Here is a 15142-nt window from a genome sequence, read left to right on the forward strand (position 1 = left end):
TTCGGTTGGTGATGATCAGTTGGCGGTTTTCAGTTGCACCAGGTTCAGCATCTTTTCTCGGGTCTGCGGCGCTGCCATTACCGCGATGATCGCCACGACGGGCCCGAGCGCGAGCGATACGAACGCCGCTGACCAGGAGAGATGGTCCACGATGAATCCGAACACCAGCGGCGCGACAATCCCGGCGACCATGCCGCCGAAAATGATCATCGACGAGGCGGCTCCGACCACCGAAGAAGGCAGGCTACGAAGTGGGAGTGCAAAACACGGCATGAAAGCGAAAGAGGCAGCGGCAGATCCGAGGGTGACGAGAACGACGAACAAGGCCGTGTCGGAGGCGAAAGGAACTGAAACGAGCATCACGATGCACGCGAGCATGGACGGCACTACGACGATGCGGCTGTTGCCTGCCAGCCGATCCGAGATTCGGCCGCCGATGACGGTGGTCACGGCGGCCACCACGGTTGCCGGGATGAGAAGGAGGCTCGCACTCGAGAGGGCGATTCCACGTTCGTCATGGAGGTAGGACGGAACCCAGGACGACATCCCCCAGATCACGAAGTCGTAGCCGAAGAACATCAAGGCGAAGAGCCACATCGCGCGGGAGCGAAGTACGGTGCGCATGTTGTCCCAGGAGGAATCCGGACCGTGGTCGATCTCCGCCTGAAGTGCGGGCGGGAGCCACAACTTGATGCTGACGAGCGAGAGTACGCCGAGCGCCGCGACGGCCAGAAACATCCCGCGCCAGCCGATCAACGGGAGAAGAGCTGCCGCAACGACAATGGCAAGAAGCGTACCGACGGCGTTGGAACTGTTCATCCATCCGGTTGCGGTGGCACGTTGCTCCGGGATGCTGCGTTCGGCAACCAGCTTTACTGCGGCTGCCGGAAACACGCCCTGTGCGAGACCGAAGAGAAAGCGAACAACCAGAAGCGTCCCGAACGACCACGCAAGGGCAGTGAGGCCGGTGAAGACACTCCACGCCACCAACCCGATCAGAGCCATCCGGACTGCGCCGTATCGATCGGCGAGCAGTCCACCAGGCAGTTGGGCCAGTGTGTATGCAATGAAGAACGTGGAGATGATCAACCCACGCTGGGAGTAGTCGAGATCGAACTCCTCACCGAGCAAAGGGAGGGCGAGGTTGATCGCCAGCCGGTCTATGTAGTCGATCGCGTAGGCGACGAACAGCAGCGCGACCGTGACTTTGGTGGAGCGAAGCACTGGGCCTCCAAGTGGTGAACCTGTGAAGTGATTCACATATCCTTGGCAAACAGGCAGGGATCACCGGCCGTAATGCAGTAATCCAGCAATACTTGGCAGATGAAGCCGGAATCCGACGCATTTGTGATCGCGGAATCTGATCTGGAGATCATCAATGCACTCCAACTCAACCCCCGCGCGTCGTGGACGCAGTTGTCTTCGGTGCTCGACATGGATTCGACGACGATCGCCCGCCGGTGGCGTCGACTCGTCTCGAACGGTCATTCGTGGGTCAACGCGGTCGCAATCGGTCGAACCCACATATTCGGCTATCTCCTGATCAGGACCACTCAGGATGCGGTTGCCGACGTGGGGGAGCGGTTACGTGAGCTGGCCTGCGCTTATCTGTTGGCCAGGACGGAAGGTGAGTACGAGTACTTCGTCGGAGTTGTGGCCGCCGACCAGAAGAGTTTGGACGCCTTGGTGTGTGAGCACCTTGCTGCCGATCCTGGAATCTTGTCGATCAGAAGCCGGGTCGGGGTGAAGGTGTACCGAGACGGCTTCAGTTGGGAGCCGGGCGCTCTGGGGCAAGCAGGTCGCGCTCAGCTGGCAACCGCTGCGGCGCCGGCAGATCCGACAGTGTTCCGTGAGTCCGACGGTGCCCTGTTGGAGGCGCTCGGCCGTGACGGACGTGCCAGCTATGCGCGTCTCGCCGCGATTTGTGGAACGAACGAGACTGCGATTCGACGGCGCTTGGCCCAGCTGACTGCATCGCGACAGTTGATTTTCCGCTGCGATGTCTCGCAACAGGCTGTCGGTTCACCGTTCGAAGTGATCTTCGATGTCGCTGTGGACGGTTCCACCGACGAACTCGGCAATCTTGTGTCGAGTTGGCCGGAGATCAGATTGTTGGTGGCGACTACCGGAACAGCGAACATGTTGATCAGCGTGTGGCTGAGCACCCTCGCGCAGAGTCTTGTCGTCGAGGATCGACTCCGCCGAATCGGTAGTGTGCGGATCCTCGATCGACGTGTCTCGCTGTACCCGATGAAGCGGTTCGGGCAGCTGCTCGGACCGAGCGGAGTGGCGGAAGGTCATGTCCCGGTCGCGATTTGGGGCGCCGGCGACGTTATTCGTTGAGCGTCAGTCGATCGGCGTCCGATTGTCGTCGACGAGGTGTGTATCGGAGTCGGTTGCACGGGAGCGCTTCCAGATCATCCGAGCCAGCGCACCCAGCACGGACACTGCCAGGACAACGCCACCGCCGATGATGCCGGCCGACGAGTCGGGGAAGATGCCCTCGAGCAGCAGCCAGACACCGAAGACGAAGAACAGCACCGCGGCGCCGATCTTGATGAATCCGTCCGGGAGGTGCTTGCCCAGTACCGAGCCGACGATGATGGCGAGAGCGTCGGCCGCCACCATGCCTACCGTCGACCCGATCCAGACGCCGATCCAGTCGTTGTCGGTCGCAAGGGTGATGGTGGCGAGCATGGTCTTGTCGCCGAGTTCTGCCAGGAAGAAGGCCGACGCGACGGCGATGAAGGCGGATCGCGTGACGCGACCGGCCTTGTTCTGCTCGTCGTCGGTGAGATCGTCACCGCGCAGGGTCCAGAGGCCGAAGATCAGGAACGCGATACCGCCGACGATGGAGATTGCCGCGGTGGGGAGTGCGACGCCCAGGTAGTGGCCGACGGCGACCGAGACAAGGTGAACAAGGGTGGTGGCGACGGTGATTCCGCCGAGGACGACCCACCAGCGATATCGCAAGGCGAACGTCATTGCCATCAGTTGCGACTTGTCGCCGAGTTCCGCGACGAAAATGACGCCAAAACTCAAAAGTATTGCGGCAAGCAAGGTTTACTCCTCCGGTCGGTGTAGGTCGGAGGAAAAATGCGAGCCTCCGGCCTGGGCAGGCGCATAGTGCGCTTGTCCGGCCGAAGGTCTCGCCCACCGAGGCCACAGGACCTTCGGTTCGCCAGGCCGGGTGCTTCGCGATCCGCACCAGGCGGAGCGCGTCGAACCAGTATGTCGACACAGGCGATTGGGGGCTACTCCCCTTCGTTGCTCCCCACGTTAGCGCGCCTGAAACGAATTGGCAAAGCGCACAGCAAGTTTGGGAGTCCGAACTTATCGCTTACCGCGGCCGTCACGAAGCGAGGAGCATGGCCAAAACAGCGGTGTCGGGATCGCTGATCAAATCGATGCCGACGCGGCTGATCATGGAGACGACCGTGCCGTCCGGCTCTGCCTCCACCCAGGCCGCACGATGCTCCAAGCCCAGGTAGGGAAGTCCTGGCAGTAGTACGCACCCCGACGCGCTTCCCTCGCATTCCGGCAGGCTGGGGGTAGTTTCCGACGGCGGGTGCAGCATGATCAGTGCCGGCGGCTGATGGTCGGAGAAACGGCCGGGTGTCAGTGCAAAATCGCCGAGCACCGGACCTTCGGCAACCACCAGACCGACGGTGCCGGGTTGCGGATCCTCGGGAACGTCCTCACGCACTCCGAAGACCGTCGTCGTCGGCAACAATCCCGGCATCGAGGCCACTCGGACAGCCAGGGCGAGAAGCTGCGCCCACTCCTGGGTGGTGTCCGGCCAACGGCCGGAAATGACGAAACCCTGCAAAGACCCAGCGGCTTGGAACGGAGAAATGCCTATTGCTTCGTTTCTGTTCATTTCTGTTCCTCCCTCGGTGCTGGGGCAAATCTCGGTCTGACGCGCATGCGTCGGTCCGGCACACCTCGTTGGGTAATCGAAATATGCACCTATTCGGTACTGGCACACAAGACAGGGAGAGTGCCAGCCAGGTTTGCGCTGGTGAGAGCGGTGGTATGCGCAGGCATGACTCTGTCGAAGAACCGTTCTCGGCTCGAAGACCTGGCAACGCAGGCGTGGATCTTCGGGTATCCCCTGTTGATTGCGGCGGTATCGCGTGACGTCATGACGGCGACGCCGACCCCGGTGGCGATGAAAGCCCCGCTCAACCAGTTCGCTTATGCGCGTACGACGCCCGACGCGAGCTTCACCGATGTCGTCTCGCCGAACGCGGACACTCTCTACTCGTCGGGGTGGCTGGACGTCTCGACGGAACCGCAGGTGCTCTCGCTGCCGGACTTCGGCACCCGGTACTGGTTGGTCCCCATCCTCGACGCGTGGAGCGACGTCTTCACGGTGCCGGGATCTCGGACGGTAGGACGCACCGGGGGGCCGTACCTGGTGGCCGGACCGAATTGGAAAGGCAACGTGCCCAAGGGTTTGACGCTGCTGCGGTCGCCGACGGCGATGAATTGGATAGTCGCCCGCTACGCGACGTCAGGGGGAACAGACCTGGCCGAAGTGCACAGCCTGCAGGACCGGACGCGACTCACACCACTGTCGGAATGGACGGGTGACCCGCAGGACTACACGCCCGGAGAAGTTCCGGTGAACTCTGCTGTCGACACGCGCACACCGCCGGTGGACCAGGTGGCCGCAATGGACGGCGAGGCCTTCTTCACCACGCTCGACGCACTTCTCGACGACAATCCTCCGCGTCCGGAGGATACCGAGATGATGAAACAGCTGTCCGACATCGGAATCGGCTCCTCGCTGCCCTGGAAGTCGCGCCCGCAAGAGGTGCGTGATGCCCTCGACCGGGCTGCGCGGACCGGAATGGACGTGCTGAGCGAGATCGCCAAGGAGGCGGAAGGCAATCCGAAGAACGGCTGGACGATGCACCGCGGCTTGGGGCATTACGGGACTCATTACGCTCAGCGGGCTCTGATCGTCTGGCTCGGTTTCGGGGCCAACCTCGACGCAGATGCCGTGTACCCGCACGCCACCACCGACGTCGCCGGTAAGCCTCTGACCGGTGAGAAGAAGTACGTACTTCATTTCGAGAAGGACGAGCTCCCGCCGGTCGAGGGATTTTGGTCGCTCACGATGATGAACGAGCGACAGTACTTCGTGGACAACCCGATCGATCGATATGCCATCGGCGATCGAAGTGATCTGGTGTTCGCCGACGACGGCTCGCTGGACATCTATCTCCAGCACGAGTCGCCTGGTGGCGAGAAGGAGCGGAACTGGCTGCCGGCTCCGTCCGGTGAATTCAACGTCTTTCTGCGCCTGTACTGGCCGAAGGCTGCAGTGCTTTCGGGATCGTGGACTGCGCCCGGTATTCGGGAAGCAAGTATTCGGGAAGCAAGTATTCGGGAAGCGGGCTGAAAGTCCCCTCGCTTCGCACCCGAAGAGCACAACTCGGTATCAGCCGCGCGTTTCGATGGGCGGAAAGGTCACGATAGCCATACGATCTGTCGGTATTGCCCTGTTTGAAAAGCTGTTGAATCGGTCAGAGACACCCGCTTGCTTCGGAGGCTACTGATGGTCACGCAGAATCCGTTCGTGCAGTACGGCAAAGAGATCTGGTGGATGATCCTGATCCGCGGAATCTTCGGCGTGATCTTCGGAATCATCGCGCTCGTGTGGCCGGGAATTACCGTGGTGGCCTTGGTTTTCCTGTTCGGTATCTACTCCATTGTCGACGGCTTGATCACGCTCGTTCGAGCCATCCGGGACCGCGAACACCTGAGTTCGTGGGGATGGTGGGTGTTCACCGGCGTCGTTTCGGTGGGAGCCGGTATCGTCGCGCTGGTCTGGCCAGGCATCACGGCGCTGGTACTTCTGTACATAATTGCCTTCTACGCCATCATGTTCGGAATCTTCGGAATTGTCGGCGCCTTCAAGATGAAAGCGCTGCCAGGATCCAGTTGGGGATGGCTGCTCGCCGCATCGGTGCTCGCGGTCATCTTCGGCATCATCCTTCTGATCGCACCAGGCGAAGGCATCATCAGCCTCATCTGGCTGTTGGGTTGGTACGCAATCTTGTTCGGCCTCTTCATGATCGTGGGCGCATTCCAGATCAGAAGCCGGGCAAAGGAAGCCGGTGTTCTCTAAGAAGGGCAAGCCGGCCGCCGCGGCTCCCGCTCCGATCCCCACGCTTTCCGGTAGTGCGAACTGGTCGATCCCGCGCGGTCTGATCGTCCTGCTCGGTCTCGCGGCCACCGTGGTTGCCGTCGGCGGAATGAAGGTGTTCGGCGGCATCCTCGGACCGGTATTCCTGGCGCTCGTGCTGACGATTGCCGTTCAGCCCATTCAGGATTGGTCACAGCGACGAGGATGGCCCAAGTGGGTCGGGATGCTCGGCTCACTGGTCACCGTGTACCTGATTCTGCTCGGGTTGGCGGCGTCGTTGATCGTGTCGACGGCCCAGTTGGCGACAATCCTGCCTCAATACTCCGAGGAGATGACCAACCTCCTCAACGAGGGCCGCGACAAGTTGGCCGACTTCGGAGTCAGCACCGAACAGATCCAAAGCACACTCAGCAGTATCGATCTCACGAAGGTCGTGGGCGTACTCGAAAGTGGGCTGGAGGGTCTGCTCGGCATTCTGTCGGATCTGGTGTTCATCCTCGCGCTGTTGCTGTTCATGGCTTTCGACGGCATGAGTATCCGCTCACGGTTGAATGTGCTGTCCGAGCAACGTCCCGAAATCTCCTACGCGCTCTCCACCTTTGCCGCCGGCACTCGCAAATATCTGGTCGTCTCGACGGTCTTCGGCCTCATCGTGGCGGTACTCGACGGTGGCGCGCTGTGGCTGATGGGCATTCAGCTGCCCGTCCTGTGGGCGCTACTGTCCTTCATCACCAACTACATCCCCAACATCGGGTTTGTCATCGGCGTCATCCCACCGGCGCTCCTGGGACTCCTTCAGGGCGGGCCGTGGCTGATGCTGTGGGTGATCGTCGTCTACTCCGTCATCAACTTCGTGATCCAGTCCATCATCCAACCCAAGTTCGTCGGCGACGCCGTCGGGTTGTCGGTGACGATGACCTTCCTCTCGCTTGTCTTCTGGGCGTGGGTTCTCGGAGCACTCGGAGCATTGCTGGCGATTCCGCTCTCGTTGCTGGTGAAGGCCGTCCTGCTCGACATCGACCCGGCCACACGCTGGGCGGACATCCTGATCAGTGGTCCTCGAACCGAACCGGATGAAGACCCGAAAGAAGAAGCGAAACCGACCCCGGCGCCCACCTAGAACTTCTCAGTGTTTCTACAAGTTGTTGCTTTATCGTCTCGCCCATGAGCGCCGAGAACACCACCGAGAACTCCCACCGCCAGCCGTCACGCCTCGGTCGACGGCTGGCAGTGGGTGGTGTGGCCGCGATTGTCGCGGCTGCGGTGGCGGGGATCGGGTTCGTGATCTTCGCGGGCGGTGCCGATTCCTCGAACACCGTCGCGATCGTGAACGCCGACGCGGGAACCACGCTCGACGGCAAGGAACTTCGGGCCGGCGACACCCTGGTGGACACGTTGGGCAAGAACGAAGACTTCGACTTCCAGGTGGTCGACAATCCCGGCGGGAACTACTTCGCGACGTTGACGGTGCCGGAAGACTTCAGCGAAACCGTCGCGTCGATGTTCGGCACTGATCCCCGCCAAGCCAGTGTCGAACTGGCGGTGAATGGCTCGGACTCGGAGAAGTCCGCCGAGTTGACTCGGGCCGTATCGGCGCAGGTCGGCGCGGACGGAATCAAGGGTTTGCTGGCTCAGACTTCGGCCGCGCGGCGCTCGATCGATCAAAACCTCACCACCGCACAGATTCTGGTCGCCGGCACCAACGAGGCCGGAAAGTCCATCGATCAGGTGAAGGCAGGCGCAGGCACTCTGCTGCCGTATCTCGAGACCGCACGCTCGGGAGCGTTGGAGTTGATGAGCGTGGCGGACCAGGTATCCGGCGTGGTCGATCAGGCGTCGGGGTCGGCGGAAGAGCTGGCCACGCGCGCTGACTCACTGGGCCTGACGCTGGGGGAGGCGTCGTCGTCGACCGCGGAATTGAAGACACGGATCGACACGTTGCAAACTGCGTTGAACGGCCTTCCGATCCCGCCCGACGTGACAGCGCAACTGGCCGGTGTGAGTTCGGATCTCGGTGCGCTGAATGCGCAATTGGGCAGCGTTCCGGCACTGTTGGGTGGCTCGGTCGGACCCGATACGGAGCTCGGTGATCTAGTCCGCACCGCTGTCGGGCAGCTGCAAGGCGCAAGCGATCAACTGAGCAGTGCTGCCGGACAATTGAACGACGGACTCATCCCCATCGCCGATCAGGCACCGCAGATGCTCGGCGACGTGACCGATCAGATCACCCAGGGATTCACGACGCTGCAAGGGATCGCCAAGTCATTGGTCACGGGCCTCGACGGCGCAAAATCCGGTATTCCGGCGATGACCACTCCGCAGCAGGTTCAGTTGACCTCGGTGCTGTCGGATCCGGTGGCCGTGAATCAGACCAGCGCGAACAGTGGTGACTCCGGAACTCGCACACTGGCATTGGTCTTCGGAGCCACGACGGTCCTGCTCGGTGGCGCTCTGCTGACGCGAACGGCGGCGCCCCTGGTGAGGCGCCGCCGTTCGCAAGAAGAGCTGTGACTAGACGATCAGACCTGCGGTCTGGGTACGTGCACGGTCGAAGCGAGCCGAAACGTCGTTCCAGTTGACGATGTTCCAGAATGCCTTGACGTAGTCGCCCTTGACGTTCTGGTAGTCGAGGTAGAAAGCGTGCTCCCACATGTCGAGGAGCAGCAGCGGCGTGAGGCCGATGGAGATGTTGCCCTGCTGGTCGTAGAGCTGGACGATGATCAGACGCTGTCCGATCGAGTCCCACGCGAGGATGGACCAGCCGGAGCCCTGGATGGCGTTGGCGTTCGCGGAGAAGTGAGCGCGGAAGAGATCGAACGAACCGAAGTTGTCGTCGATCGCTGCGGCGAGCTCGCCTTCGGGCTTGTCGCCACCGTCAGCGCTGAGGTTGTTCCAGAAAACGGTGTGGTTGGTGTGGCCACCGAGGTGGAACGCCAGGTTCTTCTCGAGCAGGTTGGCCTGCGCTGCGATGGTGTCGTTCTCACGAGCCTCGGCCAGCTTCTCGAGTGCAGCGTTGGCGCCGGCAACGTAAGCCGCGTGGTGCTTGTCGTGATGCAGCTCCATGATCTTGCCCGAGATGTGCGGCTCGAGGGCTGCGTAGTCGTAGGGGAGTTCCGGCAGCGTGTAAACAGACACGAGGGTCCCTTCTTTGCGGGCTGGTGAGCCCTGGTGCTTTAGAGTGCGTCGATCACCGGTCACGGCGTGACGTCACTCGCGTATGTGCAAATCATTCTTCGGGTTTCCACCCAATAACATTCGTACACCGTCCGCAACAGTCCGGCTCAGGTAGTAATCACCAAAGAATAAAGTTTGGTTAACCGAACTTAGTCGGATCTAAGGGTAAGCTAATATGCGCAAATTCGTCGTAAAGGTGAACGGAACCTTAAACTTGCGCGATGCCCGCACCAGTTTTCCTCCCGGAATCACCAGAGGCGGCCGCGCCTCGGGTGAATCTTCCGGGCGCTGACCTGCTGCGAGCACTGGCGGTTGCCGCCGTGATCTACTCCCACATCTCTTTTTACGTCATCGACGATCTCGGCTCGGGTTGGTGGGTGATCGACGTCGTTTACGGCGTTCTGATCGAGCCTGCCGAACTCAACCAGCACCTCTCTTTTGTCGGCGTCGCGGTATTCATGATGCTGACCGGCGCTCTGGTGACGCGGTCCGCGATTCGTGACGGCCCCGGAAAGTTCTTGACCAACCGATTCAGCCGCCTGCTGCCTGCGTTCTGGGTGGCAACCGCGATTGCCATTCTTCTGGTCCGCCTCGGAATCAACGGAATGTTCAGCGGTCAGGAAGGTATTTCCGATACCGAAGCATTGATGAGCTTTTTTCTCGGCGGATTCTTTCTCAAGCCCGAGGTAGCGGTTCTCGGAGTGACCTGGACGCTCACCGTCCAGTTCCTCTTCTATCTCGCCTGCGTCGCGGCTCGACCGATACTGCGTCTGCGTCCAATCGTCATGCCGCTCGCGGGCGGAGCACTGTGCTCATTGGTGCTGCTCTACAACGTCTACGCGCCGTTGCCGTACACGGTGCCGATGCTGTCCAAGATCGCCGCGACGCTGCCGGCTGTCTTCCTCGGTCAGATCATGTACCTCGCGTGGGCCAAGCTCGCTCCCGGCCGCTGGCTGATCGTTGCCGTCCTCGTTCAGATGCACGTCATCATCGTGGCGACCCAGTTCCGCGTCTATTGGGCCGGCGAGCACTACCTGTGGACCATTTCGGTAGTCGCCGCAGCGGTAGTTCTCATCGGCCGCTACGACGGTGTCCCGACGCGCTGGTCGGTGGTGAAATGGCTTTCGACGCGCAGTTACATCATCTATCTCGTGCACACCCTGATCCTGTACCGCGTTGTCGAGAACACCGTTTTGTACGTCGGACCGACGCTGGCGTTCGCGCTGTTCCTTCTGGCAACGGCCGCGGTAGCAGAAATCGGCTACCGGTGGGTGGAGCTGCCCGGCGCCCGTGCGGTCACGGCGTGGCGAAACAGCCGCTCGCGCGTAGCATCGAAGCATGAGCTGGTACGACGACATTCTGGGACGAGCGTCCGCAAAATCCACGCTGATCGCGCCTGAGGACGCCCTGCCCGGGCGAGAGCAGAAAATGCCGGTACCTACCGCGCACTACGTCAACGGGCATCCGTTGACGCCGCCGTTTCCGGCCGAACTGCAGACCGTCGTCGTCGGGATGGGTTGTTTCTGGGGCGCCGAGAAGGAGTTCTGGCAGCTTCCCGGTGTGTACACAACCGCTGCGGGTTATGCGGGAGGCTTCACTCCCAACCCGACGTACGAAGAGACGTGCTCCGGACGTACGGGTCACACCGAAGTGGTGCTGGTGGTCTTCGATCCCGCAGTGATCTCCTACGAGCAGATCCTGGCGCACTTCTGGGAGAACCACGATCCGACGCAGGGGATGCGTCAGGGTAACGACCAGGGCTCGCAGTACCGTTCGGCGATCTTCACGACGTCCGCCGAGCAGGAAGAAATCGCTCATGCGTCGGCCGTCGCTTTCGGTGAACGACTTGCCGAAGCCGGATACGGCGCGATCACCACCGAAATCGGTCCGCTGCGCGACTTCTTCTACGCGGAGGATTACCACCAGCAGTATTTGGCGAAGAACCCCGGCGGCTACTGCCCGGTGCATGCCACCGGCGTCAGTTGCCCGGTCGGATTGCTCCGTCAGGATCAGGTTCCGGCGCAGACGGACATCCTTCCGCCGAGTGAATAACTGGACAGGTGTTGGAGGACACATGTGATTCAGCTCGTTAACACTTGCAACTAGATCGAAACAAAGGGAATCTCGATGTAAGAGTGTGTCGTCGAGAGAACTGAGCTAATAATGTCAGGTAGTACGCGAGGAACTGCGTCGCTGCTCCGACGCACCATTCATGTAGGCCACGATCCGATGGTTCGCCGCAGTGATCGGATCGAAGGATTCATGTCCTTCGGTCTGATCATTTTCGCGATTCTTCTGCTGCCTCTCGCGGTATGGGCAGGGGCTGCGACGGCTTCGAGCCAGAACGCACTGATCGCCAAACAATCCGCCGAACTACACAGCATTTCGGCGACGACGACTGCAGACTCGACGCAGACCACCCCCTCGACAGCCGATTACATTGCACCGACCACCGAAATGGCCAGCGCGCAATGGAACTGGAACGGTGAGGTTCACACGGGTGATGTCACTGTCGACTCGGCGACGCCCGTCGGCACCGAGGTCCCCATCTACGTCAACGATCACGGCGACAAGACCGTAGCTCCGATCACACAGAGTGCTGCCGACGTCGCAGCCGTGGTGACCGGGGTTTTCACCTGGTTCAGCGTGATGTCCCTGTTGGTCATCGCGTTCATGCTGGTGCGGGTCTTTCTCGATCGTTCCCGCTCGGCCCAGTGGGACCGAGACCTACGCGCGTTCCTCGACGCGAACGCGCTGTAGATCCCGGACCTTTCCTCACTGCAGTTGGGGCATGACCTCGCTTGCGACGAGTTCGAGATGATCCAGATCGGCCAGATCGAGAGTCTGCAGGTACACGCGCTGTGAACCGGCCTCGGCAAAAGTGCCGATCTTTTCGACCAGCTCCGAAGGTGTTCCGGCCAGACCGTTCTCACGTAGCTCGTCCACGTCGCGTCCGATCGCTTCGGCGCGCTTCTTGATCTCCGCCTCGTCGCGGCCGCAGCACAGGACGAGAGCGTTGGAGTACACCAATTCGTTCGGATCGCGCTCGATGTCGATGCAAGCCTGACGAACCCGCGCAAAGATGTCCTTCGTTTCCGCGAGGGACTTGAACGGGATGTTGAACTCGTTCGCGAACCGAGCGGCGAGCGCCGGAGTCTTCTTCTTGCCCGTGCCACCGATCAGGATCGGCGGACCGTCGACCTGGTGCGGTTTGGGAAGCGCGGGAGAGTTCTTGATCTGCACGTGCTTACCGTCGTAGTCGAACGTGTCGCCGACCGGCGTACGCCACAGGCCGGTCACTACGTCGAGAGTTTCCTCGAGCAGTTCGAAGCGATCCTTGAGCGCCGGGAACGGGATGCCGTACGCCTGGTGCTCTTCCTCGTACCAGCCGGCACCGATGCCGAGGTCTACGCGGCCACCACTCATCTGATCGACCTGTGCGACCGAGATGGCCAGCGGTCCGGCGTGACGGAACGTAGCCGACGTCACCAGAGTGCCGAGGCGGATGGTGGATGTTTCGCGGGCGATTCCGGCGAGCGTGATCCACGCGTCGGTGGGCCCGGGAAGGCCGTCGGAATTCATGGCGAGATAGTGGTCCGAGCGGAAAAATGCGCCGTAGCCGAGTTTTTCGGCGGTCTGGGCAACAGTCAGTAGTTGTTCGTAGGTAGCGCCCTGCTGGGGTTCGGTGAATATACGCAGCTCCATGACTTCTACTCTGCCACTATTTTGCGGAGGTCGGGACGACGGCACCGACTTGTCCGGCGCCGAAACACAGCGTCAGTCCCGGCGTTGTCGGCGTGATCTTCACACTGTTTCCGTGGCCGACCAGGCGCACGAATGCCGAGTGCAAACCCTGCGTCACGGGTACCGATACTGCGTCGCCGGACTCCAACGCAACATCGATCGTTCCGTCGGTGCTCGCGAGGTAATTGAGCTGCACCGTCCATTCCCAGCCGGCCAGGGGGCCGTCGAGGGGGAGTTCGGTCGGGCCTTCGGCACGGGTGCCGCAGTTCGGTGCTGCTCCTTCGGGAATCCTTCTCGTCCAGGTCACTTCGGCGTCGACAATCCGTCCGCTGTCGTCGATGGTGCGCAGAATCGGAGTGCTGGAAGAGAATTCGGGGCGATCAGGCAGTGGCGCGAGAACATTGCTTGCCAAATTGTTCGGAAAGGCGACGGGAAGGAGCACTTCGATCGCGACGGGTTGCTCGAGCAGTGGAGCATCCTGATTCTGTGACAACGACATTCGCGCGTTGGCGAGGTAGTCGCGAGTCGGGTTCTCGCGCCAGATGTCGACGAACGTGACGGTCGAGACGAGCGAACTGACCACGAAGAGCGCCGACAGGCCGGCGGCGACTGCGACGGGTATCCGGGCCGGACGCCGCCGAGGTGCACCGAGAATCAGAGCGGCGGCGAGGGCGAACACCGTCGCCGAATCCGTGAAGTACCGCAAGGTCTGCGCCAACTCGTACGTGGTGTCGGCGTCGGATCGGGTAGCGGTCATCGCCACGACAGAGGCCAGGAAGTACAGCGCAGCGGCGGCCCAGATCCAGGCAGCGCCGCGTCGGGCACGCACGGTCATCACGACCGTCGTCAGCAGCGCGGCCCAGGCCGCGGCCACCAAGACCGTCGGCGGATCGGCCCAGGCGGGGCTGGGGATCCACCGCTCCCAGCGCCAGGGGCCGCCGAGAAGGGTGGGAAGCATCCCCAAAGACGTGCCGTGATGCAGCAGTTCGGTGGACATGGAACGGCCGTTGCCGGTGATCGGAGATTCGACAGTTGTCAGATACACCGGAATCCAGATCGCGAGCACGGCGGCGCAGGCCGTCCACAGGCGTCGGCACTTCGTGACCGCACTTCGTATCGGCGTTCCTTCACCTTGTGTGCGCAAGTACAGCACCAGAAAAGCGAGTGCCACGAACGGAACGAGCACTGCCTTCTCGAAGAACAGCAGAGAGACGACAAAAACCGCGGTGCCCGAGAACACGTAGCGCACATGCCCGGTGCGGTACAGCTTGATCGCGTCCCCACACGCCCAGGCAAGCGCGATCTGAAGCGGCAAGGCGTTGAGTGCGGCCGCCCACCACGAGAACGACGGAAGGGTCAGCGGGACGAAGAGATACAGGATCAGCGGAATCAATAGCGCCGGTCGCCAACCAAGGACCAACCGAAGAGTGCGCAGAAGCGCCAACGACGCCGCGGCCTGGCCGATGACGAGCAGCGTTGCCGACAGCGCCCAGTTGTACGGCGCGATGCGGGTGATCAACCCGGTGAAGAAGAAGGCCGCGGGCATGAAGTGACCGTCGTGGTCGTAGAGCAGGAGTTCGCTCGAGAAGAGAGGGAAGCGTCCTCCGCGGCCCATCAGGATGAGGTCGTCCCAGTAGAAGTAATTGCTCGAGGCAACCCAGGCGCGAATGACGAGCTGACATCCGATCAACACGAACGCGAGCTGCGCGACCCGTTTCGGGGTGAACGTCAGAGTTGGCTCGGGCTGTGGAGAAGTCATCGACGGTCATGCTTCCAGGTGTGTCAAAAACCGACTTCCCCCAAAAAGGGGATAACGGTCTTTTCTGTCTTTTCGGAAGCAATTTCTGAATGGATTGTGAACTTTGCCGGGATAAATGACGCCGACGCCCAAAAGTTCACTGACCTGCGGTGTCAAATTCATCCTCGAGCCTGTGCATCGTTCGCTAACACCTGTCAGCAAATTCTCAGGGTCTTGCCCGTGACCTGTGGATAAAGCCCGATTCATTCATCCAGAACTGTGGATGAACCTGTGGAAACTGTGGATAACTCGAGTTTTTAAGTGGCGGA

The 15142-nt window shown here is 61.4% G+C and carries 14 protein-coding genes; 8 read left to right on the forward strand and 6 right to left on the reverse strand.

Features of this window, described 5'->3' with window-relative positions; all coding sequences use genetic code 11:
- Nucleotides 1-15: 15 nt before the first annotated feature.
- A complete protein-coding gene (locus RA302_RS00850) occupies nt 16-1224 on the reverse strand; it encodes an MFS transporter (RefSeq protein WP_166501616.1) in 1209 nt (402 codons plus the stop codon).
- Nucleotides 1225-1323: 99 nt separating this feature from the next.
- On the opposite strand from RA302_RS00850, the gene RA302_RS00855 reads away from it, so the two are divergent.
- Nucleotides 1324-2343 carry an Lrp/AsnC family transcriptional regulator gene (locus tag RA302_RS00855; protein ID WP_069146685.1) on the forward strand — a complete coding sequence of 340 codons (1020 nt, stop codon included), beginning with the start codon at nt 1324-1326 and terminating at the stop codon, nt 2341-2343.
- Nucleotides 2344-2346: 3 nt separating this feature from the next.
- Here RA302_RS00855 and RA302_RS00860 read toward each other — a convergent pair whose 3' ends face one another.
- Together RA302_RS00860 and RA302_RS00865 are read right to left on the reverse strand one after the other, a co-directional pair.
- Nucleotides 2347-3060 carry a TMEM165/GDT1 family protein gene (locus RA302_RS00860; RefSeq protein WP_019746358.1) on the reverse strand — a complete coding sequence of 238 codons (714 nt, stop codon included), beginning with the start codon at nt 3058-3060 and terminating at the stop codon, nt 2347-2349.
- A 292-nt stretch (nt 3061-3352) separates the two neighbouring features.
- A complete protein-coding gene (locus tag RA302_RS00865) occupies nt 3353-3880 on the reverse strand; it encodes a hypothetical protein (protein WP_019746359.1) in 528 nt (175 codons plus the stop codon).
- A gap of 165 nt (nt 3881-4045) precedes the next feature.
- On the opposite strand from RA302_RS00865, the gene RA302_RS00870 reads away from it, so the two are divergent.
- The 4 genes from RA302_RS00870 (at nt 4046) to RA302_RS00885 (ending at nt 8668) form a co-directional block, all read left to right on the forward strand.
- Nucleotides 4046-5410, forward strand: a complete 1365-nt coding sequence (locus tag RA302_RS00870) for a DUF1254 domain-containing protein (RefSeq protein WP_166501617.1) — start codon at nt 4046-4048, stop codon at nt 5408-5410.
- 156 nt (nt 5411-5566) lie between these two features.
- On the forward strand, nt 5567-6139 hold the full coding sequence (locus RA302_RS00875) for an HdeD family acid-resistance protein (RefSeq protein WP_019746361.1): 573 nt from the start codon (nt 5567-5569) through the stop codon (nt 6137-6139).
- Nucleotides 6129-7277 (forward strand): AI-2E family transporter, encoded by a 1149-nt coding sequence (locus tag RA302_RS00880; protein ID WP_020905730.1) that lies wholly within the window; start codon nt 6129-6131, stop codon nt 7275-7277. Before RA302_RS00875 ends, RA302_RS00880 begins: the two co-directional genes overlap by 11 nt.
- 44 nt (nt 7278-7321) lie before the next feature.
- Complete coding sequence (locus RA302_RS00885; RefSeq protein WP_166501618.1) at nt 7322-8668, forward strand: hypothetical protein; 1347 nt, start codon at nt 7322-7324, stop codon at nt 8666-8668.
- On the opposite strand, the gene RA302_RS00890 is transcribed toward RA302_RS00885, so the two are convergent.
- A complete protein-coding gene (locus RA302_RS00890; protein WP_003944189.1) occupies nt 8669-9292 on the reverse strand; it encodes a superoxide dismutase in 624 nt (207 codons plus the stop codon). It lies immediately after the preceding gene.
- Between the two features lie 260 nt (nt 9293-9552).
- Between RA302_RS00890 and RA302_RS00895 the strand changes: the two genes are divergently transcribed.
- The 3 genes from RA302_RS00895 to RA302_RS00905 all read left to right on the forward strand — a co-directional run bounded on the left by RA302_RS00895 (nt 9553) and on the right by RA302_RS00905 (nt 12091).
- Nucleotides 9553-10731, forward strand: a complete 1179-nt coding sequence (locus tag RA302_RS00895; protein ID WP_020968085.1) for an acyltransferase — start codon at nt 9553-9555, stop codon at nt 10729-10731.
- The gene (msrA, locus tag RA302_RS00900) at nt 10670-11383 is read left to right on the forward strand and encodes a peptide-methionine (S)-S-oxide reductase MsrA (RefSeq protein ID WP_020905733.1); all 714 of its coding nucleotides are present in this window, start codon (nt 10670-10672) and stop codon (nt 11381-11383) included. Before RA302_RS00895 ends, msrA begins: the two co-directional genes overlap by 62 nt.
- 111 nt (nt 11384-11494) lie before the next feature.
- A complete protein-coding gene (locus RA302_RS00905; RefSeq protein ID WP_223257952.1) occupies nt 11495-12091 on the forward strand; it encodes a hypothetical protein in 597 nt (198 codons plus the stop codon).
- Nucleotides 12092-12106: 15 nt separating this feature from the next.
- Here the strand turns inward: RA302_RS00905 and RA302_RS00910 are convergent, their stop codons facing one another.
- Both RA302_RS00910 and RA302_RS00915 read right to left on the reverse strand, forming a co-directional pair.
- Nucleotides 12107-13036, reverse strand: a complete 930-nt coding sequence (locus RA302_RS00910; RefSeq protein ID WP_166501619.1) for an LLM class F420-dependent oxidoreductase — start codon at nt 13034-13036, stop codon at nt 12107-12109.
- A 16-nt stretch (nt 13037-13052) separates the two neighbouring features.
- Nucleotides 13053-14834 carry a hypothetical protein gene (locus tag RA302_RS00915; protein WP_166501620.1) on the reverse strand — a complete coding sequence of 594 codons (1782 nt, stop codon included), beginning with the start codon at nt 14832-14834 and terminating at the stop codon, nt 13053-13055.
- Between the last annotated feature and the right edge of the window lie 308 nt (nt 14835-15142).

The sequence above is a fragment of the Rhodococcus sp. DN22 genome, from assembly GCF_036669995.1.
GTDB lineage: Bacteria > Actinomycetota > Actinomycetes > Mycobacteriales > Mycobacteriaceae > Rhodococcus_F > Rhodococcus_F erythropolis.

Bases quoted from the DNA above. Each gene is read 5' to 3' on its own strand.
- RA302_RS00895 (WP_020968085.1), top strand. From the start codon at position 9,553: ATGCCCGCACCAGTTTTCCTCCCGGAATCACCAGAGGCGGCCGCGCCT.
- RA302_RS00910 (WP_166501619.1), bottom strand. From the start codon at position 13,036: ATGGAGCTGCGTATATTCACCGAACCCCAGCAGGGCGCTACCTACGAA.
- RA302_RS00865 (WP_019746359.1), bottom strand. From the start codon at position 3,880: ATGAACAGAAACGAAGCAATAGGCATTTCTCCGTTCCAAGCCGCTGGG.
- RA302_RS00870 (WP_166501617.1), top strand. From the start codon at position 4,046: ATGACTCTGTCGAAGAACCGTTCTCGGCTCGAAGACCTGGCAACGCAG.
- RA302_RS00915 (WP_166501620.1), bottom strand. From the start codon at position 14,834: ATGACTTCTCCACAGCCCGAGCCAACTCTGACGTTCACCCCGAAACGG.
- RA302_RS00905 (WP_223257952.1), top strand. From the start codon at position 11,495: ATGTCAGGTAGTACGCGAGGAACTGCGTCGCTGCTCCGACGCACCATT.
- RA302_RS00875 (WP_019746361.1), top strand. From the start codon at position 5,567: ATGGTCACGCAGAATCCGTTCGTGCAGTACGGCAAAGAGATCTGGTGG.
- msrA (WP_020905733.1), top strand. From the start codon at position 10,670: ATGAGCTGGTACGACGACATTCTGGGACGAGCGTCCGCAAAATCCACG.
- RA302_RS00855 (WP_069146685.1), top strand. From the start codon at position 1,324: ATGAAGCCGGAATCCGACGCATTTGTGATCGCGGAATCTGATCTGGAG.
- RA302_RS00885 (WP_166501618.1), top strand. From the start codon at position 7,322: ATGAGCGCCGAGAACACCACCGAGAACTCCCACCGCCAGCCGTCACGC.